Genomic DNA, 22,624 nt, shown 5'->3' with positions numbered 1-22,624 from the left:
TACACCTCTACTCTATACTTTTCCATAAATATAACGCTGCATAACTGCAGTATGGTTCACACTCTTGTTTCAATTTTTCTAAAAATGCATCATCAGGTTTATCATCTAATTGAAATATACCTTGCACTGCACGCTGAATCCCAATGTCCGCTTTCGGGAACATATTTTTCCGTCCAAGCCCAAACATTAAAAAGTTTTGCACTGTCCATGCACCAATTCCCCTAATTGGCAACAATTGTGCTGAAATGTCTTCTTCCGTCCCATTTTCTATACTCGCTAAATTTAATGTACCACTGACAATACTTCGACCTAATCCTACTATATATTCAGCCTTTCGCTGACTAAACTTCTGCTCTCTCAATTCTTCTATTGAAATATTTGCTACTATTTCCGGAGTGGGGAAAAAGAATACACCGTTCTTCTCTGTTCCATACCGTTTCACAAATTGTTCTGTTAACACAGTAGCAAATTTCAAATTTATTTGTTGGTGAATGATACAGCGAAGCAGACAAGCAAAATAATCAAATTCTAAAATAATTGGAGTATGAGCATATGTTTCAAATAGTGGACGTAATGATGTGTTTAAAAAATGATTTTGTATATCTTGAAACGGTTCATTCCAATGAAAAATGGCTCTCATTCGTTTCATGACTTTCTCTGGATCTCCTGTCTGACTAGAAATCCAAAACTGTGGATTTTGAACAGTACCAATCCCTTGTAAGCGAACAACAACCTGTTCCTCGTCTATACAAAGCGGGATATAAATAACTTTCTCATCTAATTGAATGACGTTAAGAGGATCAAAAGATAAACGTTTTAATACTTCTTCAAAATGATACGGATACTCTAACGTAACATGCTCGCTCCACATACGTTTCCCCATCCTTTTTACACATCATTATAGCATGAGAAAACCGTAAGCATACATGCTTACGGTTGATTGCCTTTTACTAAGTCATCTAGACTTTTAAAATGATACCCTTTCTCGCGCAAATCATCAATGATTTTTGCAAGTGCTTCTGCATTATCTTTTGATATTGCATGAAGTAATAAAATAGATCCTGGATGAATCATCGTCATAACATTATTATGCGCATATTGCCATCCTCTTTGCTGATCCACTTTCCAATCCAAAAATGCAAGTGACCAAAATACATTATAATAGCCCATTTCTTTCGTAAGAGCTAACGTTCTTTCACTAAATACACCGCGCGGAGGACGTACATATTTCACTTCTTTTTGCCCAGTTACTTTTTTAATTTCTTCCGTTACACTCGTTAATTCTTCACGAAGTTTCTCATCATTTACCGCTGTAAAATCAGGATGACTCCAAGAATGGTTTCCAATAATGTGTCCCTCATCCTTCATTCTTAACAATAAATCTTTTTGTGTTTTAATGTAATGTCCCGTTACAAAGAAAGTTGCTGGTACTTTTTTCTCTTTTAATACATCTAATATTTTCCCTGTGTATCCATTCTCATATCCATTATCAAATGTTAAATAAATATCTTTTTTCTTCGTATCTCCTAAATAAAACCCGCCATTTTTTTGTAGTAAATCTGTATATAACTTTCCTGCATCTGGTACTGTTTCATTTTTAGGACGCGGGATTCCCCAGTTATGTGGAGTATTTGTATAAGCCAGTGCTGAAACTGGAACAAGTGCCATCATAATTGAAAAAATGAGACCGATATATAACCATTTATATTTCATAAATAGTCTCCTTTCCATATATAATCGTACTTGTAGTTTCTGTTGCAACGCATTCTTTCATGCTGAACATGTTTTTCTATATATACCAAAAAAATGCATCTCGAATCATTCGAGATGCATTTTTTATTTACTTAAATACTGGCTCTTTAAAGCTAGCTAATTTTTCAAGTGATGTTTTATCAACATCTGCATGTAAGCTATTACCATGAGAGTCCATCGTTACAACTGCTTTAAACCCGTCGATACGTAAATGCCACATTGCTTCTGGAATACCAAATTGTAAGAAATCAACATCTTTCACTTCTTTAATACATTCAGCATAATATTGCGCTGCACCACCGATTGCGTTTAAATATACACCGCCATGTTCTTCTAAAGCCGCTAATGTTTTCGCACCCATACCGCCTTTTCCAATGACAGCGCGAATACCGAATTTCTTCATAATATCGCCTTGGTACGGTTCTTCACGAATACTTGTCGTTGGACCTGCCGCTTTAATTTGCCAATTGTCATTGTCATCTTTCACAACAACTGGACCACAGTGGTAAATAATTTGTCCATTTAAATCTACTGGACAATCATTATCCATTAAATGCTTATGGATTGCGTCACGACCTGTATACATCATGCCATTAATTGTTACAACATCACCAACGCGAAGTTCACGAATTTGCTCTTCTGTAATTGGTGCTTCTAATACAATCTCACGTTGCTCTGTTTTTTCTTGTACTTCATGCTGAAGTGTATCTTCCCCTTCTTGATATAGCCAATCCATAATGTCTCCTGTTTCAGGATGAATTTTCACACCAAGGCGACGATATGCCCAGCAATTATACGCAACAGATACATAGAAACTAGCTGGCAAACGATTATAGACGCCAATTTTACAACCAAGTAAAGTTGTTTCTCCGCCAAATCCCATCGTACCAATGCCAAGCTTGTTCGCATTTTCTAATACGTACTCTTCAAGATGTTGTAACTCTGGTACTGGATTGACATCATCTAATGTACGGAATAATTGATTTTTTGCTAATTCATAACCTGATGTGCGGTCTCCCCCGATACCAACACCAATTACACCAGCGCTACATCCTTGCCCTTGTGCTTGATATACTGCATGAAGAAGGCATTTACGAATCCCTTCTAAATCACGGCCAGCTCGTCCAAGTCCTTCTAGTTCACACGGTAAGCTATATTGAATATTTTTATTCTCACAGCCACCACCTTTTAGGATTAAACGTGCATCAATATAATCTTTTTCCCATTGTTCAAACTTAATCACCGGCGTACCTGGTCCTAAATTATTTCCACTATTATCTCCAAAAAGAGAATCAACAGAATTGGGACGAAGTTTACCATCTTTTGTCGCCCGCTCAAGCGCATTATAGATAGCTTCCTTCAACTTTAATTGATTCACACCAACTGGTGTATAAATTTTAAACGTTGGCATCCCTGTATCTTGGCAAATCGGCGAGATGTTATCATCAGCCATTTTAATATTATTTGTAATTGTGCCAAGTGCCATCGCAGAACGAGTCCCTGCATTTTCTCGCTCTTTCGCTTGTTGAATCACACGACGAACATCTTTCGGTAAGTTCGTTGACGTTTCAACAATTAGTTGATACATGCTTTCTTGAAGCTTTTCCATTGTTACTTCCCCCTCAATTGTGAACGCTACCAAAACGTTATGAGCTGAAAATTCAATTGTTATGCTCTTTAGCTATTTATTTCACGCTATTAGAGCATAAATGAAATTTTTCACAACTTGATTATACCTCTTTTTCTATCGTCCTTCTATTACCCGAACAGAAAAAGGCTACCAAATTGGAATTGGTAGCCTTTTTAATATATTATTCGTCTTTTTTAAATTGCTCACATTTTAATTCTAATTCATCTAACATTGCAAGAAGACGATCTACATCTTCTAATTCTACTTCTTCGGGTTCAATTGTATCAATTACTTCAATGAACATATTTAAACGTTCTTTTAAATATACTAATTGTGTATCTTTATCTTGAATTGCTTTTCCCATGAAGGCACTCTCCTTTTAATTCGAGTTGCTTTTATTATACCGCAAAAACGATTGCTATGGGCATGAAATTTCATCAATTTTGTCACAGTCATCCACTATAATGTAAGCCCTCTCTCTTTTCATGCTAAAAAGTTTCACTTTATAAAAAGCACATATTCTTCTATTATAGAGAATGGACAAATTGTTATTTCAATAGTCAAAGGAGTATTTCATATGACGATATCACAAAAAATGAAGCCGATTACTCCTTCTTACGATCCATGGGAAGCGTATATGGACCTTGAAGAGTACGGCAAACTACTATTAACAAATGTTGAATTTACAACGACGACGTTATGCAATATGCGCTGTGAGCATTGCGCTGTTGGTTACACGTTACAGCCGAAAGACCCAAATCCGCTTCCGATGGATCTTTTATTAAAACGATTAGATGAGATTCCTCATTTACGTTCTTTAAGTATTACTGGCGGAGAACCTATGCTTTCAAAAAAATCCGTCGACAACTATGTAACACCACTCTTAAAATATGCCCATGAACGAGGCGTTCGCACTCAAATCAACTCTAACTTAACTATAGATTTAGCACGTTACGAACAGATTATTCCTTATTTAGACGTATTGCATATCTCTCATAACTGGGGAACAATTGATGACTTCGTTGAAGGCGGATTTGCAATGATGGAGCGTAAGCCTACTTACGAACAACGTGCAAAATTATTCGAAAGAATGATTACAAATAGTAAGGCTCTATCAGATGCAGGTGTACTTGTATCTGCCGAAACAATGTTAAACAAAAGAACTCTACCACATATTGAACATATTCACCGCCAAATCGTCGAAGAGATGGGCTGTAAACGTCATGAAGTTCATCCAATGTATCCAAGTGACTTCGCGAGTAATCTAGAGATTTTAACAAAAGCTGAAATTCGTGATGCGATTGAGCATTTACTAGAAATTCGCGATGAAAATGTATGGATGTTATTTGGAACTTTACCTTTCTATGCTTGTAGCGATGACGAGCGAGACATTGCCACATTTAAAAAGTTACAAGAGAGCAAAAATGTAACTGTTCGTAACGATCCAGATGGTCGTTCACGCTTAAATGTAAATATTTTTGATGGCAATATTATCGTTACTGATTTTGGTGATGTTCCACTTCTAGGAAACATACAAACAAACACATTACAAGAAGCGTATGAAAAATGGAGCGCTTCAAAAACTGCAAAATCATTAAGCTGTCACTGTCCTGCAGTAAAATGTCTTGGACCAAATGTTCTTGTAAAAAACAGCTACTATCCGACAGAAGATTTCTTATCAAAAACAGCAAACATTACATTATAAAAAAACGTCAGCTTATAAGCTGACGTTTTTTCATGTTATTGCGAGTGGGAAGAAGAAATGAATTTAAAATACAAATGATCATGAATTGGAATAGCAGCTCCAATTCCTTGAGAAGTAATATTTTTCACAACAAGTCTTTTTTGATTTCCCTTTAATACAAGATACACTTCTCCAAATGTTACTTTTCCTTTTTCATTTACTGCTGGTGTATAAGCGTATAAATATCCGAGTTGACTCGGACTAATATTATACACACGCTCATGTCCAGTACCATAACCAATGGTCGTTTTAAACGAAAGGGGTAATTGTACTTTTTCAAGTGCTTTGAGAAGCATCATTTTTTTCACATCTGCAGCATCTTTCATATCTGCTGTTAAATCGCCTTCAACCGTCTTTTGTGTTTCTTGCTTATAGCGAAGTGGATATAAACGGTCTCCTCCGCGATTATCATACACATTTCGATTCACTTGTTTATATTCCCAATTAATCGATGTGTCTACTGATTCATAATGTAAAGCCCATTGACCCAAATAAATTTTTGCCCGATACCCTACTGCAAGCGGCGCATTTGAAATTGTCGTTTCATTAAACATCCGAATTAAGTCTGGATTTTCAATTTTAATATTAGCCGTTTTCAATAGCTCTTGAGCAAATTTACTTGGTTGTAAACGTGGCAAATCTTGCGCATCATTTGGAAATGTATTGTCTTTTGAAATATTTAAAACAGATGAAGGCATTTTTGTTCCTACTGTTGTCTTTGCAAAACTCATGTTAGGAAATAATAAAATAAACGAGACCATAGTTGAAAGACATATGCTGTATACTCGTTTCACCTGTCTGGCTCCTTCCTATGTAGGTATATATACTACTTCGTTTATTGTTTTCTCTGAGCGCAATTGTTATGCCTATTTTTCATAATAAATAAAAACCAATTCCCATAATGACATACGCCGCTAGTAAAGTGCCACCTTCAAACCAGTTTGTATCTCCATCATTGGAAATCGCAATCGTTAAGAAAACGGCTGTAATCATAGACACAAGTTCTGGTATAGTAAATACTAAAGGCATCCTTTGCGCGAAGAACATAGATAGCAATACTAATACAGGAGCAACAAACATGGCGATTTGTAATGTAGAGCCTATTGCAATTTCGACTGCAATATTTACTTTATTTTTATAAGCCATAATAATTGCAGACGCATGTTCCGCTGCATTCCCAACAATTGCAACGATAATAACCCCTATAAATAACTCTGACCAACCAAATGACTTTGCAACAGTTTCAAAAGTATGTACGAGTGCCTCTGACACATAAGCTACTGCCAGTGTTGCTATCGCTAAAATAAGGAGCGCCTTCCCTTTTGACCACTCTGGCTCTTCTTCATGCGCTACTTCGTCACTTTTATGTTGATATACACCACGGTGCGTAACTAACTTAAATAGTAATGCAGCAAGGTACATGATAATCATAATAATAGAAACACCTATACTTAATTGATACGTCTTGCCAGCGTCCATCTTCATTGAAAAGATCTCTGGAATAACAAAGGCCACAACAACAGCAAATATTAATAAAGCTGAATTATGCCTTGCATCATATACATTAAAACTTTGTCTTTTGTATTTAAGACCTCCAACAAAGAAAGATAACCCTCCTACCAATAATAAATTTCCAAGTACAGAACCGGTTAAAGAAGCTAACACCACTTCAATTAACCCTGCTTGAAGTGCAAAAATTGAAATGATAAGTTCAACAGCATTACCGAAAGTAGCATTTAATAATCCGCCTATTCTAGGACCAGAAACAATTGCTAGACTCTCTGTTGCTCTCCCCATAAAACCAGCTAATGCGATAATCGTAATACAATACACAGCGAACATAATTGTTTCTGGCCAATGAAGTGTTTTTCCAAGTACAGATAGTGGTACACCTATAAGCGCTACTATAAGAAATATTTTATTAAACATGCTTTTCATCCTTCCATCGTATGTATTTCTCCTCAATATTATTATTATTCTTCTCCTAACTTGTCCGATTTCATCACAATTACGTTTAAAAAATCGGATTGAAGAAAACAGTATGAAAGATATTTAAATTATCTTGTTTAAACAGACAGAATTATAAATTGTGAAAAGGGGTTAAAATTATGCACTTAAAAGAAAAAATCGCAACTATTATTCAAGGTCAACGTACTGGTGTATTATCTACAGTACGAAATGAGAAACCTCATAGCGCCTTTATGATGTTTTTCCATGAAGATTTTGTACTATATGTTGCAACAGATCGACAATCAAAAAAGATAACAGATATTGAACAAAATCCTAATGTCCATGTACTACTCGGACGAGAAGGAAAAAAATTAGATGAAGATTATATTGAAGTTGAAGGGTTAGCTTCAATCGAGGAAGACTCAACATTAAAAAACAAGTTTTGGAATAATAGCTTAAAACGTTGGTTACTCGGTCCTGAAGACCCTAATTACGTATTGATCAAAATCAATCCCGACACAATTTATTACATTGATGGTGCGGGTACGACGGAGCCTGAGTTTTTACGACTATAAAATAAAACAAGCCCCCCCTTAGGTGGGCTTGTTTTGTCGAAAAGTTCTTTTAAAAAAAATAATAAAATAGGTGGAACTTTCCAAAGATTCTGTTATATAATAGCAGTAACTTAAATAAACTGTATTAAAACAGATTGAGGGGAGAAATAAAATTGATGAAGAGAGAAGAACGCAAAAATATGATTGAGTTTATTGAAAAGAAAAAAGGGATTGAGCGTGACGAATTATTGTTTATGACAGACGATGAAGTAGAACATATTTATAATGTAACGTACTTTTTATATGAGGAAATTGCAGAGTAGTATAATAATCCCCACCTTATTAAAAATATAAGGTGGGGATTATTTCGTTATTTAGCCCACTATTTACAGGCAGTAAAACTCCCACCTTAAAATTCAGGTGGAGCAAGAAGTTAAGTTGAAGTCGCGCTTTCTATAAAGCTCAATTGCTTCAACTTTATACATGAGAATCATTTTCATGTATAATACTGTAAGATTGGAGGAATTTTACTATGAGTTCGTGGCTCTTATTTGCACTATTATCAGCAATTGCTGCTGCCCTTGTATCTATTTTTGGAAAGTTTGGTTTAGACGGCATCGATGCAAACGTTGCAACAACAATTCGATCTATTATTATGGCATTATTTATGATAGGCGTTATTATCATACAAGGTAAATTTCAAAATATCGGCGACGTACTGCTAAATAAAAAAGCACTGCTATTTATCACATTAAGTGGGGTTGCAGGTGCTTCGTCATGGCTATTTTATTTTCTTGCCCTCAAAACAGGAAAGGTTTCACAAGTAGCTCCTGTCGATAAATTAAGCGTCGTATTTTCTATCATTCTCGCTATGATTATCCTCGGTGAAAAGTTAAACTTTATGACCGGTGTTGGTGTAGTCTTTATTACAGCTGGTGTATTATTTATTGCTTTCAGCTAAAAAAACCGCTATTAGCGGTTTTTCTTTTTCTTTATGTACAACCATACAACACATGTAACAACTGCTGAAATTAATAAAATCCATATTCCATAATGATGTAAACTATACTCAACGAAGCGCCACTTCTCGCCTAACTTCCAGCCAAGCCCAATAAAAACACTTATCCAAATGAGCGCACCACCGTAAGCGTACAAACAAAAACGCCAAAGTGTCAAATTTGATACCCCAGCAAAATATGCCGTTAAATGACGTACTCCCGGTATAAAATAACCAATCATTAAAAGAAATGGCCCATATTTTTCAAATAAAATATGTGTTTTTTCAATGTGATGTTCTTTAATTCTAATTTTCGGCCCATATTTCTTTAAAACAGGGAGCCCAAGTTTTAAACCTAATATGTAGCTTAACGTGATCCCTAACATCGCACCAGCCATCCCACTTAAAAAAGCAGCAGTTCCTGACATAACTCCTTTTGAAACATTATAACCAACAAAGGTCAATAAAAACTCGTCTGGTATCGGTAATCCGACAATCCCACCAGCCAAAGCTATAACAATTCCAAAATAGCCATAATGCGCGATTAACTCGCCAATATGTTGTTCCATTCGGAAGACACATCCTATGCACGATCGTTATTCCACATTGTACCCTTTCTATCTTTAAGGCAAACATGGTATACATATTCACTATACATTGTTTTTATAATGAACTCTACTTCTATTCTTTCCTTTAACAAAGATAAAGTGAAACTTTAATCAGTGGGAGTTTTGTTCATCCTCTACTAATTATTAACCTATGCCAATCTTGCTTCTACAGACATCCCGACTCCCACATAACTTACTTACATTCAACAATTTTGAGATTAGATTCTTACTGCCCGCAAATAACCCGATAAAAAATAAAAATTCATATGCGTGTTTTTTTGTTACAATAAAGGAAAGTTACTTTTCGCAACGGTTTAACTCTCAAGAAAAATGATATATCTAGCAAAAACATAGTTTGGTCTATATAATGCAACTTCTACCTATTAAAAGAACATACACCCTTTTACATACGACATCATTTTTCTAAATTATACAGGGGGGAACGAACATGACCATTGAAAATCAATTTATTCAAAAAGTTTACTATAAAACATTTTTAACAGAAGAAACTTCTACTCCTGCATCCGAAGTACTCGGTGAAGCATATATAAATGAATCTAAAAATGAATTCTCCAACATTTCTAATATTCGATTTGCTCAAGGTGAATTTTATTATCAAAATAAAGATTTTGAAGCAGCTATATTTAAATGGGAAAAAGTAAATAATGCTCTTGCACTTTGGGCGACAAAAAATATTGCAGATGCTTATTTTGAACTAGGATTCTTACCAAAGGCAGAAGAAATTTATCAATCTATTCAAACGGAAGATACAACTCTTACGATGGAGGTTTCCTTACAACTTCTTTCTCTTTATATCGAACAAGATCGTTTAGGACTCGCTTTTAAGACGATTAGTGAAGCTGTTGCATTCCAACCGGATTATCCAAATATTACTGCAATTGCACGTTCTTTCTATGAAAAACAAGAAGATTGGAACAACGCTATCGAACTAGCTGTTCAAGAAGGTATTCGAACACAATCTTTACACTGGTTTGATACGTTAATAAATTACATAAACAAAGGATTTACAAAAAATATTAAGCCTGAATATTTCTATGAGTCTTTAAAAGCTCTATATGCTGTTGATCAAGCTCAATTTAAAGAGCTTGTTATTGCTCTTTGGAATAGCTATCAACATGAATCCTTATACCTTCCTTGGATTCAAAGTATTAATCATTTATTCTTGCATATTGAAACAGACAATAATGACGATTGGAATGAAATTTCTACTCGCTATCAAGAAACATACTTTGCATTAATTACCGGAAATCATTTTATGCATGAATTAAACGGACTTGTACCAAATTTATTAACAAATTGGTTTAGTTTAACGAAAGCAAAAGATTCTCTAGTTGTCTCTGCAGCAGTGTTAGCATGGAATGAAGTCTCACCTACAACTTTAGAATCATTACTCGTAAAAAGTGCTGGATCCTTACTTTCTAATACATCAGCTGAAGCAGATGTAAATATGGAAACAGTTTCTCATTTATTCGAAACAATCGCTGTATGGGCTGAGAAAAATGATGTAGATTTAAGTCATCAATTTACGCTACTAGTCCATGAACTATGTGATTTAAATGTCACACCACTACTAATAGCTGGAACTAGTGACCATGATAAAACATCATTTGTTAATTCAATATTGGGAGAGAACATCTTAACTGAAACTTTAACAACTCCTATTCTATTTAAAGACGCTAGTCAAACTGAAATAACAGAATTTACCGAGTTAGATATACGAAATATCCCTAACCTTGATGAATTCCATCAAATAACGGCTACATCTGCTCAGTCAGAACTTGAGAAAAAATGTATAGAAATTAAGCTACCAAGTAGGTTTTTAAGAAAAAATAAGTTTACATTTCTTCTTACACCATCCATTCAAGAGCAATTGGATAAAAACAATGTATACTTTGAATACTTACAAGCAGCAGATAGTCTTGTTTACGTATTAAATTCTTCTTCACCATTGCATAGTAAAGAAATTGATACATTAATTTATTTACGTGAACAAGTACCAAACTTACAAATTCACTTCGTATTACACACAAATAATACGACTACTAATGAAAAACTAATTAGTAAACTGAAAGTACATTTTCCAGATGCACAATTCTTCCCATACTCTCCTTCGCAAGAGAGTAGCCAGCAACTTGGAGATGTAACAGAATCTATTCTCTCTAATCTTGCTAAACGCGATATAGAAAAAGAACGTATAGAAAAGCTAACATGGTTTACACAAAAGACAATTGCTTATCTCATAAATGAACGTGTGGAATTAGAAAATACATTAGTAAAATCCGTACGCTGGAATAAACACATCTCAGTGAAACTTACTGGATTTATTAATAACCTTACTGCTCTTGAAAAAGATAAAATTCGCTCTATTACCGAATCCTATCTTTTAACGAAAGAAGAAATTACACGAGATATACATTCTCAAATTCCTGAATTATTACAGAGTTGCTCTGATCTTGTTCAAGAAGATAGTGATTTCAAACTAGTTCATGAAGAATTAAATGCTGCAATGAATGAACGTGTTCAAAAGCATGTACAACAGGTACTTCTTCCTAAATTTACTGGGTCTATTCAAGAATGGATTGAAACAGCACATAATGAATTTATTCAAGCTCAAGCTTATTTAGATGAAATGAGTGAAACGTTTAATAAATTATATAAAGAAGAACGTATGAAACTTCCTTGCGATTTCAAATTATTAGATGATTGGAATCGAGATGTTGCACGAATGACAAATCGAATTACAGTAACGAACATCAATATTTTATTACGCTTTACACCGACACAGTTTTTCTTAAAAAGTGCCGGAAAATTATTTGGTAATATGCAAAAAAACCAATCTATGCTCGCCAACAAATATAAACAATATATTGAAACAGAAGACTATACAGAAATTGCTCACACAATTTCCAAACAATTTTTCCTTCAATTTGAAGTATTTGAAGGTGCATTAGAACGTGATATCATGATGTTCTTCAAAGATCCACTTAATATATTGAAACAAAATGTAGATGCAGCTCAACTTGAGATACAGGAAGACGAGCAAACATTAGCGACGCTAAGAAGCAATCCAGAAACATATCATGATCCTTTGGCGTTATTTAAACTACAATTACTACAACATAAATTTGTTTTAAGTACTACAAAGAAACATGAAGATATCTTTGTATCAAACGAATCTCCTATTGTTTAACAAAAAAACCAAGCAAACTAAAATTTGCTTGGTTTTTTTTACTTTATTATTTTCATATGTTCAAACGGATAATAAATGCCTGCTAACTTTCCTAACACATCTTCTCTATCAATAAAACCTAAACCATTTCTACTATCTTTACTTATTAAGCGATTATCTCCCATAACAAAAATCTTATTTTCAGGAACTGTAATCGGTCCAAAGTCCTCTGTTAAATTCATAAGTTTTTTTTCTGCTTGTTTTTTATTACTATCCAAATACTCTTCATCTTTCACTTCAGAATTTACATATAATTGATCATTTCTCATCTCAATTATATCTCCAGGCAATCCAATCACTCTTTTGACATAAAAATTATCTGTTTTCACAACAATAATATCTTCTCTCCCATAGCTTTCAAATTGTTTTGCTAACTTATTAACAATCACCTTATCTCCATCTTGCAACGTTGGCCTCATAGATGCTCCTTTTACAGTCGTCGGAAAAAACACAAAAATTTTCGCCAAAAACACCAATAAACATGCAATTGCAATAGTTCCAAAGAATTCACGCCAACGTTTTTTCTTTTGCATCATTTCACCAACTCATCATCTTTTTACTTTTATTATAAATAATACGACCGATTATTTTCTACAAAATTCTGAATTATAAAATTATAATATTTGAAATTTCAAAATAAAAATACTAATCAAATTAACAAGCAAAAAAGATACTCTCAAAATAGTCTATCCACTATTTTGAGAGTATCTTTTTATAATCCCACATATATAATACACATTTGAGCAGCTACATATGTAAACCAAATCCAAAGTGGCTCATACTTCAATTTACGCCCTCCGATATCTGTCACGCCAATAATGAAATCAGAAATTACAAACAGTAAGCCACCAAACGCTGGTATCCACCATATCCCTGTATTTTCATAATATAAGGCGAATGCAAAGCAAGCCATTCCTCCAACCCACAATCCGTAAATTAGAGCTCCTATCGTAAACAACTTATCCTGTTTATCATTTCGGATAAAGAAGAACCATCCTACAATTAGAAAGAGCCCATATACGAGTAAGCCAATCCAAAAACCATTCCATGAAATTCCTGTTTGCAAAAATGCTTTTACATAAAAACAATGAGCAACAGCGAAAGTAACCATCCCTCCAATTAATCGATGACCAATTGGAATCAGCCCAGCCATAAACAAATCTCCCACAGTTGATAAAGTCATACCAAGTGCAACCCACGTACTATACTCTACAGATGGATCTTGTAACCATATGCAAATTGCACTACCTGTTAAAGAAAAACTAAGAATAAGACGAATTGCTAAAGGTAACGGCATATTATCTTTCGTTCTTTTTGTCTGCCCCATTGCATAAATTGCACCAATAAAAAAAAGAAATATTTGCCCAATTAACACCACGTAAAGTAGATTCATAATATTTTCTCCTCAATAAATGCTTTTTGTATCTTTTTTCGTTACACTTAGTCTATTATCCTTTTTCTATAAAAAAGAAGAACAGTACTGTTCTTCCATTGTAATCGCTTTTCTGCTCTCTATGCTACTTGTTTTTCTTGCTCCATTTTTTGCTTAGCTGGTGTCCTATTTACCACAATGATTCCCGCGGCTACACATGCTAAACCGAGTAGCACAAATGAATGAATTGCTTCACCTAAAATCATGCTCGATAATAACACACCAAATACGGGTATAAAGAACATATACATAGATACTTTTCCAACCTTGTTATACTTCATAATTGTATTCCAAATGCAAAAACCAGCTGCAGATAAGAAAGATAAATAAATTAGCATAAGTAGTGCATGTAGACTAAATGTAAATGGCATGACTCCAACTTGTAAAGCCCCTATACATAATAATCCTGTAGAACCAAAAATCATTTGGTATGCTGTCATATAACCAATATCTAATGTTTTACTACCTTCTTTTGCTAATATGTTTCCATATGAATACAGCATTGCTGCACTAAGAAGTAATAAGCTTCCGATCCCAAAATGAAATGATAAGCTACCATCACTCGGCACATTTACTAAAATGACGCCACAAAAACCAATAGATACCCCAATTAATTTTCGCATATTGAGAGCATCATCTTTATATAAAAAATGGGCGAGTAAAATTTGAAAGAATGATGATGTTCCTGAAATGATAGCTCCTTCAATTCCTGAACTATAACTCATTCCAATGTAAAAACAGATATATTGAAGAAACGTTTGGAATAAACCAATTTGTATTAACTGTTTCCCTGTTCCTTTTTTGAAGCTCATATCTTTTCCTAACACTTTAAAGAATAATAAGAGCATGACTCCAGATAAAAAGAAACGATAACCGGCAAATAATATTTGCTCTCCAACTTCTTGTGGTTGAATTCCAAGTTCAACATAACTTAATTTAATAAAAGGAAATGCGCTTCCCCATAAAAAAGTTGCTACTATTGCAGCAATAAATACGCCAATCGGATGGGTAAAAATTTTCTCTGTCTTCACTTGTTGTCTTCCTTTCCGATCTTTTTATGAACAATATTCATATATACCAGAGGAGTTGCGAAAACACAAGTTTTCCGTTTATACTTGAAACAAAACCGTACCATCTCATAAAAACATATGATATACTATAGAATAATTACAATATAAGAACTATTAAAAACAGATTCAACAGAAATGCTGCTATCCATTATGGATGGCAGCTTTCGTCGTTTTATAGGGGTTTCGATTTTGATTATTTTTCTCAATAAGAATGCGGAAGGAGCGGGTAGTAATGAACTCAGAAGTAAAAACGTTACAGTCAAAAGAAACAATTTCTCATCCCTCTTTATGGGACACATTAAAAAAACATTATGAACTTGTATTTGCAGTAGCATCTGGTATTTTTATTTTAGTTGGCTGGTTATTCACAAAGAACGATGTAATGAATGTAGGTATTACTTGCTATATCCTTGCTTATATAGTTGGTGGATATGCAAAAGCGAAAGAAGGCATTGAAGATACGATTGAAGAAAAAGAGCTAAATGTTGAAATGCTAATGCTCTTTGCAGCTATTGGTGCTGCAATTATTGGCTACTGGGCAGAAGGGGCTATCTTAATCTTTATCTTTGCGCTCAGCGGTGCTATGGAATCTTATACATTAAGTAAGAGCCAAAAAGAAATTTCCGCTCTTCTTGACTTACAACCCGAAGAAGCATTACGCATTTCCAACGGAACGGAGGAACGTGTTCCTGTTGGAGAGTTACAAATTAACGACATTATTTTAATTAAACCAGGTGAACGTGTTCCCGCTGACGGTACGATTCATAACGGTGAAACAAATATTGATGAAGCAGCAATCACGGGAGAACCTATTCCAAATGAGAAAAGACATGGCGATGAAGTATTTGCAGGTACTGTAAATTTACGTGGTGCTATCGAAGTTAAAATTACGAAGCCAAGCGATCAAACATTATTCCAAAAAATTATCCGTCTCGTCCAAAGTGCACAAAGTGAAAAATCACCATCACAACTATTCATCGAAAAGTTTGAAGGAACATACGTAAAAGGTGTACTACTCGTTGTTGCGCTTATGATGTTCGTTCCTCATTTCTTACTTGACTGGAGCTGGAATGAAACGTTTTATCGCGCTATGATCTTACTTGTAGTCGCATCTCCTTGTGCACTCGTTGCTGCCATTACACCAGCAACGTTATCTGCAATTTCTAACGGAGCAAGAAATGGAATTCTCTTTAAAGGTGGCATACATTTAGAACGCCTCGCTTCAGTAAAAGCAATCGCCTTTGATAAAACAGGAACATTAACAGAAGGAAAACCTACCGTAACAGATGTATATGTTCGAGAAAATATGACAGAAAAAGAAGTACTTTCTATTACAGCATCCATTGAAAGTCACTCTACACATCCTTTGGCTGCATCTATTGTTAAATATGCACAACATGCGTACGACATTACATTAAAAAAACCTGAAAAGGTTGAAGATGTAACTGGTTTTGGGCTAAAAGGAATATTCGAAAACAACGCTTATAAAATAGGTAAAGCTGATTTTATCGGTGAAGAAACAAAAACATTTCATAATGGTATTTCTGCCTCACTTGAAAAGGAAGGTAAAACTGTCGTTTATATTAGTGATGAGGGAGGCATTCTTGGACTTATCGCTTTAAAAGATACGCTTCGCCAAGAAACAATAGCTGCTATTCGTGAATTACAAAGCATTGGTGTCGAAGCAATTATGATTACTGGAGATAATGAAGAAACGGCAAAAGCAATTGCCTCTGAAAGTAATATAAAGGAATATTACGCATCATGTTTACCAGAAACAAAAGTTGAAACGATTAAAAAGTTAAAAGAAAAATACGGTACAGTAGCAATGGTCGGAGACGGTATAAATGATGCACCTGCACTAGCTACTGCTAGCATTGGTGTCGCAATGGGAGAAGGAACCGATGTAGCTTTAGAAACTGCGGATGTTGTACTGATGAAGAACGAACTATCTCGTCTTTCCCAAGCAATTCGTTTATCAAAACGAATGAACCGTATTGTGAAGCAAAACGTAATCTTTTCGCTAGCCGTTATTGCCATGCTAATTTGTTCAAACTTCTTGCAATTTTTAGCTCTTCCATTCGGTGTTATTGGCCATGAAGGAAGTACGATTCTTGTCATTTTGAATGGCTTACGATTATTAAAAGGCAGCAAATAAAACGGGTCCCTCATAGAGGACCCGTTTTTTTTAATGATAGCTATTATGACCGTTCGCACTGCTACTCGTTTTATGCTTTGGATGCGAACTGCTCTTTTGTTTATTATTACTTTTATTATTATGGTTCTTTTTATTATTACTCATGAAATATCCCCCCTGTTCCTTTTTATTATGGAACAAGAGCTCATTATTCATTACGGGAATTATTGTCACCGGTTCTATAATGGTGGAGTAAACCATTAATTTCACCGCCAAGTAAAATTACCCATCCAGTTAAGTAAAACCATAACATTAAAATAATGATACCACCGAGACCACCATATGTATTGGCGTAATTCGCAAACTTATCTACATAATAAGCAAATGAGTACGATACTACAATCCATCCTACAGTAGCAAATAACGCCCCTGAAATAACTTCTCTTCTTTTTAACTTTCGATCTGGGGCAAATGTATATAAGAAACTAAACAAAGCAAATAGCACGAAGAAACTCGCTACTAATCGTGTAATGCTCCACACGAAAGAAAAACTATCTGATAAACCGAGTGCTTTAAACACTGCTGCTCCAATAACTTGTCCGAATACCGGAACAATTAACGCAAAGACAATCATAAAAATAATAGCTAATGTAAACACAATTGATAACGCTCTTGTTGTAATAAAAGAACGTGTTTCCTTCACGTCATAAGCGCGGTTAAAAGCATTCATAACCGCATTAACACCATTTGAGGCAAACCATAACATGGATAATAAACCAAATGATAATAAACCACCATTTTGCTGGTTTACAACTTTATCTACATTTACCTCAATTAAGTTCATTGCATCATCTGGTACATAAACCTCTAATAAACTAAGCACATCCTCTGTTTGAATGGGAATAAATCCAAGAAGCGTAATTAAGAAAACGAGCCCAGGAAAAATTGCAAGCAAGAAGAAATAAGCGAGCTGTGCTGCCAAGCCCGCTACATCATCGCGCATCGTCCGGTCATATAAATCTTTACCAAACGAATAAGTACGATTTCTTCTCACCTTTTCTAAAATTTTTCTCATATATGTTTAAACGCTTTTCTTCTCTTCTTTATCTTGCTTTAACTCAATGTACGCTTCAGTTTTTTTTTCCACTGCATTTGAGTCTTTCATAAATAATTCACGCGCTTCTTTCATACCACCATCTTCAGCAACTACTGGCTCTTCTTCTGCTTTCAGCTCATCTACCTTTGGAGATACAGCTTGAATTTCAATCGTTTCTGGCTTTTCTTCTGGCTCAACTTTTTTCTTACTAAAAATTTCTTTCGTTTCTTTTAACGTCTCTACAACAGATGGCGTTAATTTTTTAATTTCTGCTACTTTCGCTTTTACCACATTGAAATCAGCAAGTTCGCGTCCTTTATCTGTAACAGTTTGCACTTTTTCTTTGATCTTTGCATTTTCACCAATTTCAATCATCTTTGTTTTTGCTTTTTCTGCTGTATTTTTTACTTTTTCACGGTTTTCTTTCTTTAACATGGATACAGCTACACCTGCCGCTACACCAATCGCAATGTTTCGAGCAATATTATTTTTCTTTGCCATATTCCTTCACCCTTTCATTTCTTATGTTAGAAAGTATTTCTTTCTAAGCTTCCTCATATTCCTTGTTCATTTCGAATGAAAGCTAATAGCTTTGCACACCCTTCTGTTACAAGGTCATATACTTCTTGGAAATTCCCTGTATAGTAAGGGTCAGGAACGTCTGTCCAGCCACCGTCTGGAACAAAGTCGGACAGCCTACCAATATAGCCTCCAGTTTTACCTAAACTTTTTAAATCTGCTATATTCTTGTTGTCCATGGCAATAATATAATCAAACTTTGTTAAGTCTTCTTTTTCTACTTGCCTTGCTTTAATTCCTTCAAAAGTGACTGCATTTTCTTTTAAAATTTTTTGTGTTCCTTTATGTGGCGGATGGCCAACATGCCAATCTCCAGTTCCTGCAGAATCAATGACAATTTTCTCTTCAAGTCCCTCTTTTACGACAAGATTTCGAAAAATCGCTTCTGCCATCGGAGAACGGCAAATGTTCCCAAGACAAACAAACAATACTTGAACCATACTTTTGTTTCTTCCCTTCTTGGTGCATTTCTTGGTGCATTTCTTTATATATACTTATAGTATAAACAACCAATTATTAAATATAAAGGAAATCCCTACTAATTTAATGGGATTGAAAAGATTCATTAACGAAAATGATAAAAAATGTTAAGATAGCCTTATGTTATTTTAAAGGGGGACACTTCGGTGGATTTATCCGTAAAGTCAGAAGAAAACGTTGAATATATGGTCGAAGCTATTAAAGAAAAATTACGTATGGTTAATGCTGGAGCGATGAGAGCTGCTAGTTTTAACGAAGAAATGTACGAAGATTTACGTGACATTTATAATCATGTTATGAAACGTGAAACATTCAGCATTAGTGAAATGCAAGCTATTACAGAAGAATTAGGTACATTAATTAAAAAGTAAAAAAGCCTCTCTTATATGAGGCTCTTTTTTATTTCCAACAAATTCATGACAACTCTTCTCTTTCCCTCAACCAACTGTAAAATATTGTACAATAGAAGTAGAACCTCACCTTAGATTTTTCTCCATACATACTACTCACAAATAATAGCAACACTACCATTGCTAACTGTTTTTACTGGAGGTGCTTACTTATGAGCAATTGGTACAGTAAGACGAAAGATCAAACATTAATTGACCTAGAAACAAACGAACAACACGGTTTAACAGATGAAATTGTAAGTGAACGTTTAAAGCAATACGGTTCTAATGAATTAGCTACAAAACAAAAACGCACTTTATGGCAGCGTATTTTCGCCCAAATTAATGACGTCCTCGTATATGTCCTTATTATTGCTGCCCTTATTTCTGCCTTTGTAGGTGAATGGGCGGATGCCAGTATTATCGCGCTTGTTGTAGTTTTAAATGCTGTTATCGGTGTTGTCCAAGAATCTAAAGCAGAACAAGCTTTAGAGGCACTAAAAAAGATGGCAACACCTAAAGCCATCGTCAAGAGACATGGTGAACTAAAAGAAATTCCATCTGAGCACGTCGTTCCAGGTGATATCGTTACGCTCGACGCCGGACGATATATCCCATGCGATTTACGCCTTATTGAAACCGCAAATTTAAAAGTTGAAGAATCTGCTCTAACTGGTGAATCTGTCCCTGTTGATAAAGATGCAATCTACCACCCTTCCATGCAAAGTGATGAACAAGTACCACTCGGCGATCAAAAAAACATGGCCTTTATGTCTACTCTTGTAACATACGGAAGAGGCGTCGGTGTTGCTGTTGAAACTGGAATGAACTCACAAATTGGTAAGATTGCTACCCTTTTACATGAAGCAGACGATGATATGACACCACTTCAAAAAAGCTTAGCACAAGTCGGAAAATATTTAGGCTTTGTCGCTGTAGCTATTTGTATCATTATGTTCCTCATCGGTTTTTTACAAGGCCGGGATACGTTAGAAATGTTTATGACTGCTATTAGTTTAGCCGTTGCAGCTATTCCAGAAGGCTTGCCAGCTATCGTTTCCATCGTTCTTGCAATTGGTGTGCAACGTATGATTAAACAAAACGTTATCATTCGCAAACTACCAGCTGTTGAAGCCCTCGGTTCTGTCACAATTATTTGTTCAGATAAAACAGGTACGTTAACGCAAAATAAAATGACCGTTACTCACTTTTATAGTGATAACACATACGATCGCTTAGAAAGTTTAAATGTAAATAATGATGCGCAACGTCTATTGTTAGAAAATATGGTGCTATGTAATGATGCGTCTTATAATAACGAATCACAAACGGGAGACCCGACTGAAATTGCACTTCTCGTTGCTGGAACCACTTTTAACATGCAAAAAGATTATTTAGAAAAAATACATGAACGTGTTAACGAAGTACCTTTCGATTCAGATCGTAAAATGATGTCAACCGTGCATACATACGATGAAAGCTACTATAGCATGACGAAAGGCGCTATCGATAAGCTCTTACCTCGATGTACCCATATTTTTAAAAACGGCAAAATCGAGATTTTAACTGATTCTGATAAAAATCAAATATTAGAAGCTGCCGGAGCAATGTCTCAAGAAGCTTTAAGAGTACTTTCATTCGCATTTAAACAATACAATTCAAACGATATGGATATAAATCATCTTGAAGAAAATCTTATCTTTATTGGTCTTGTCGGTATGATTGATCCACCACGAACTGAAGTGAAAGATTCAATTAAAGAATGTAAAAAAGCCGGTATTCGCACAGTTATGATTACCGGTGACCATAAAGATACCGCCTTTGCAATTGCCAAAGAACTTGGCATTGCTGAAGAAATATCGGAAATTATGATTGGAACTGAATTAGATAACATTTCTGATACAGAACTAGCTAGCAAAATTAATCATTTAAATGTATTCGCTAGAGTCTCTCCAGAGCATAAAGTGAAAATTGTAAAGGCATTACGCGCGAAAGGAAATATCGTTTCTATGACTGGTGATGGTGTCAATGATGCACCATCTTTAAAGCAAGCTGATGTTGGCGTAGCGATGGGCATTACAGGAACAGACGTTGCAAAAGGGGCAGCAGATGTCGTGTTAACAGATGATAATTTCTCATCTATTGTGAAAGCCGTTGAAGAAGGTAGAAATATTTATCGTAACATAAAAAAATCAATTCTCTTCCTACTCTCTTGTAACTTCGGAGAAATTATCACTTTATTTTTAGCCATTTTACTCGGCTGGGCAACACCACTACGACCTATTCACATTTTGTGGGTAAATTTAATTACAGATACCCTGCCTGCATTATCACTTGGGGTTGATCCTGAAGATCCTGATGTGATGAAGGAAAAACCACGACATGCGAAAGAAAGCTTATTTAGTGGTAGCGTTCCTTTCCTTATTTTCAATGGGATTGTCATTGGGCTTTTGACGCTAATAGCCTTTATCGCCGGAGCAAAGTTCTATACTGGAGATACACATTTATTCCCTCTTTTCCCAGAGCAAATTGATGAGGATGCTCTATTACACGCTCAAACGATGGCATTTGTCGTTCTTAGTTTTTCTCAGCTCGTTCATTCATTTAACTTGCGTTCAAGAACGAAATCAATTTTTTCCATTGGGATCTTTACAAATAAATATTTAGTCTTCTCCCTTCTTATCGGTGTTCTTATGCAAGTTTGTATCATTTCCATCCCGCCCCTTGCAAATATATTCGGTGTACATGCATTAACGATGCGAGATTGGGGATTTGTTCTCTTATTAAGTATCATTCCACTTATTGTGAATGAGATTATTAAATTAGTGAAGAGAAACTAAAAGGCAATGAGGAATAGTCCTCATTGCCTTTTCATTTACCCTACTATTTTCCGTGCAGTAAAACTCCCACCTCAAAATTCAGTTTGAGCAAAGAAGTTAGGTGGTAGATTAACTGC

The 22,624-nt window shown here is 35.1% G+C and carries 21 protein-coding genes; 8 read left to right on the top strand and 13 right to left on the bottom strand.

The genetic code is table 11. The annotated features are described in order from the left end of the window. Positions 1–7 precede the first annotated feature (7 nt). The 4 genes from ACK1U5_RS24900 to ACK1U5_RS24885 all read right to left on the bottom strand — a co-directional run bounded on the left by ACK1U5_RS24900 (position 8) and on the right by ACK1U5_RS24885 (position 3,746). Positions 8–871, bottom strand: coding sequence for a DNA-3-methyladenine glycosylase family protein (locus tag ACK1U5_RS24900; RefSeq protein WP_000269418.1), 864 nt, complete (start codon positions 869–871; stop codon positions 8–10). A gap of 59 nt (positions 872–930) precedes the next feature. After that, a complete protein-coding gene (gene pdaA / locus ACK1U5_RS24895) occupies positions 931–1,713 on the bottom strand; it encodes a delta-lactam-biosynthetic de-N-acetylase (RefSeq protein ID WP_000875956.1) in 783 nt (260 codons plus the stop codon). Positions 1,714–1,840: 127 nt separating this feature from the next. After that, positions 1,841–3,361 carry a class I fumarate hydratase gene (fumA, locus tag ACK1U5_RS24890; protein WP_113710814.1) on the bottom strand — a complete coding sequence of 507 codons (1,521 nt, stop codon included), beginning with the start codon at positions 3,359–3,361 and terminating at the stop codon, positions 1,841–1,843. Between the two features lie 202 nt (positions 3,362–3,563). Next, positions 3,564–3,746 carry an SE1561 family protein gene (locus ACK1U5_RS24885; protein WP_000513558.1) on the bottom strand — a complete coding sequence of 61 codons (183 nt, stop codon included), beginning with the start codon at positions 3,744–3,746 and terminating at the stop codon, positions 3,564–3,566. 213 nt (positions 3,747–3,959) lie between these two features. Here ACK1U5_RS24885 and yfkAB point away from each other — a divergent pair, with 213 nt between their 5' ends. Beyond that, entirely contained in the window at positions 3,960–5,087 is a 1,128-nt protein-coding gene (yfkAB, locus tag ACK1U5_RS24880; RefSeq protein ID WP_000156023.1) for a radical SAM/CxCxxxxC motif protein YfkAB, read from the top strand. Positions 5,088–5,122: 35 nt separating this feature from the next. Here the strand turns inward: yfkAB and ACK1U5_RS24875 are convergent, their stop codons facing one another. Continuing rightward, positions 5,123–5,920, bottom strand: a complete 798-nt coding sequence (locus ACK1U5_RS24875; RefSeq protein WP_002102695.1) for a YfkD famly protein — start codon at positions 5,918–5,920, stop codon at positions 5,123–5,125. Between the two features lie 79 nt (positions 5,921–5,999). Then, complete coding sequence (gene cax / locus ACK1U5_RS24870; protein ID WP_000482133.1) at positions 6,000–7,055, bottom strand: calcium/proton exchanger; 1,056 nt, start codon at positions 7,053–7,055, stop codon at positions 6,000–6,002. A 179-nt stretch (positions 7,056–7,234) separates the two neighbouring features. Between cax and ACK1U5_RS24865 the strand changes: the two genes are divergently transcribed. The 3 genes from ACK1U5_RS24865 (at position 7,235) to ACK1U5_RS24855 (ending at position 8,591) form a co-directional block, all read left to right on the top strand. After that, the gene (locus tag ACK1U5_RS24865) at positions 7,235–7,651 is read left to right on the top strand and encodes a pyridoxamine 5'-phosphate oxidase family protein (protein ID WP_000550220.1); all 417 of its coding nucleotides are present in this window, start codon (positions 7,235–7,237) and stop codon (positions 7,649–7,651) included. Between the two features lie 155 nt (positions 7,652–7,806). Beyond that, positions 7,807–7,953: a BH0509 family protein gene (locus ACK1U5_RS24860; RefSeq protein WP_000817786.1), complete on the top strand. Its 147-nt coding sequence runs from the start codon at positions 7,807–7,809 to the stop codon at positions 7,951–7,953. A gap of 209 nt (positions 7,954–8,162) precedes the next feature. Continuing rightward, entirely contained in the window at positions 8,163–8,591 is a 429-nt protein-coding gene (locus ACK1U5_RS24855; RefSeq protein ID WP_000100296.1) for an EamA family transporter, read from the top strand. 11 nt (positions 8,592–8,602) lie between these two features. On the opposite strand, the gene ACK1U5_RS24850 is transcribed toward ACK1U5_RS24855, so the two are convergent. After that, positions 8,603–9,196, bottom strand: a complete 594-nt coding sequence (locus tag ACK1U5_RS24850) for a DedA family protein (protein ID WP_000434878.1) — start codon at positions 9,194–9,196, stop codon at positions 8,603–8,605. A 487-nt stretch (positions 9,197–9,683) separates the two neighbouring features. Here ACK1U5_RS24850 and ACK1U5_RS24845 point away from each other — a divergent pair, with 487 nt between their 5' ends. Next, positions 9,684–12,446: a tetratricopeptide repeat protein gene (locus ACK1U5_RS24845; RefSeq protein WP_087876074.1), complete on the top strand. Its 2,763-nt coding sequence runs from the start codon at positions 9,684–9,686 to the stop codon at positions 12,444–12,446. A 38-nt stretch (positions 12,447–12,484) separates the two neighbouring features. Here the strand turns inward: ACK1U5_RS24845 and lepB are convergent, their stop codons facing one another. From lepB to ACK1U5_RS24830, 3 genes are all read right to left on the bottom strand, one after another. Beyond that, entirely contained in the window at positions 12,485–13,021 is a 537-nt protein-coding gene (gene lepB / locus ACK1U5_RS24840) for a signal peptidase I (protein WP_000983307.1), read from the bottom strand. A gap of 176 nt (positions 13,022–13,197) precedes the next feature. Continuing rightward, positions 13,198–13,878 (bottom strand): lysoplasmalogenase, encoded by a 681-nt coding sequence (locus ACK1U5_RS24835; RefSeq protein WP_001051073.1) that lies wholly within the window; start codon positions 13,876–13,878, stop codon positions 13,198–13,200. Positions 13,879–13,997: 119 nt separating this feature from the next. Further along, positions 13,998–14,948, bottom strand: a complete 951-nt coding sequence (locus ACK1U5_RS24830) for a DMT family transporter (protein WP_000845729.1) — start codon at positions 14,946–14,948, stop codon at positions 13,998–14,000. Positions 14,949–15,219: 271 nt separating this feature from the next. On the opposite strand from ACK1U5_RS24830, the gene ACK1U5_RS24825 reads away from it, so the two are divergent. After that, positions 15,220–17,145 (top strand): heavy metal translocating P-type ATPase, encoded by a 1,926-nt coding sequence (locus ACK1U5_RS24825; RefSeq protein ID WP_001083773.1) that lies wholly within the window; start codon positions 15,220–15,222, stop codon positions 17,143–17,145. A gap of 187 nt (positions 17,146–17,332) precedes the next feature. Here the strand turns inward: ACK1U5_RS24825 and ACK1U5_RS24820 are convergent, their stop codons facing one another. Genes ACK1U5_RS24820 through ACK1U5_RS24810 form a run of 3 tightly spaced genes read right to left on the bottom strand, consistent with a single transcriptional unit; the run spans position 17,333 to position 19,239 of the window. Further along, a complete protein-coding gene (locus tag ACK1U5_RS24820; RefSeq protein ID WP_001226536.1) occupies positions 17,333–18,199 on the bottom strand; it encodes a YihY/virulence factor BrkB family protein in 867 nt (288 codons plus the stop codon). Positions 18,200–18,205: 6 nt separating this feature from the next. Further along, positions 18,206–18,721, bottom strand: coding sequence for a DUF4075 domain-containing protein (locus ACK1U5_RS24815; RefSeq protein WP_001085388.1), 516 nt, complete (start codon positions 18,719–18,721; stop codon positions 18,206–18,208). A 53-nt stretch (positions 18,722–18,774) separates the two neighbouring features. After that, entirely contained in the window at positions 18,775–19,239 is a 465-nt protein-coding gene (locus ACK1U5_RS24810) for a low molecular weight protein-tyrosine-phosphatase (protein ID WP_000250916.1), read from the bottom strand. Between the two features lie 186 nt (positions 19,240–19,425). Here ACK1U5_RS24810 and ACK1U5_RS24805 point away from each other — a divergent pair, with 186 nt between their 5' ends. Both ACK1U5_RS24805 and ACK1U5_RS24800 read left to right on the top strand, forming a co-directional pair. Beyond that, entirely contained in the window at positions 19,426–19,650 is a 225-nt protein-coding gene (locus ACK1U5_RS24805; RefSeq protein WP_000366199.1) for a DUF1128 domain-containing protein, read from the top strand. Between the two features lie 191 nt (positions 19,651–19,841). After that, a complete protein-coding gene (locus ACK1U5_RS24800) occupies positions 19,842–22,508 on the top strand; it encodes a cation-translocating P-type ATPase (protein ID WP_113710816.1) in 2,667 nt (888 codons plus the stop codon). The last annotated feature ends 116 nt before the right edge of the window (positions 22,509–22,624 follow it).

It is taken from the genome of Bacillus sp. XB1 (assembly GCF_053557995.1).
This window is presented reverse-complemented; position numbering and strand designations above follow the sequence as displayed.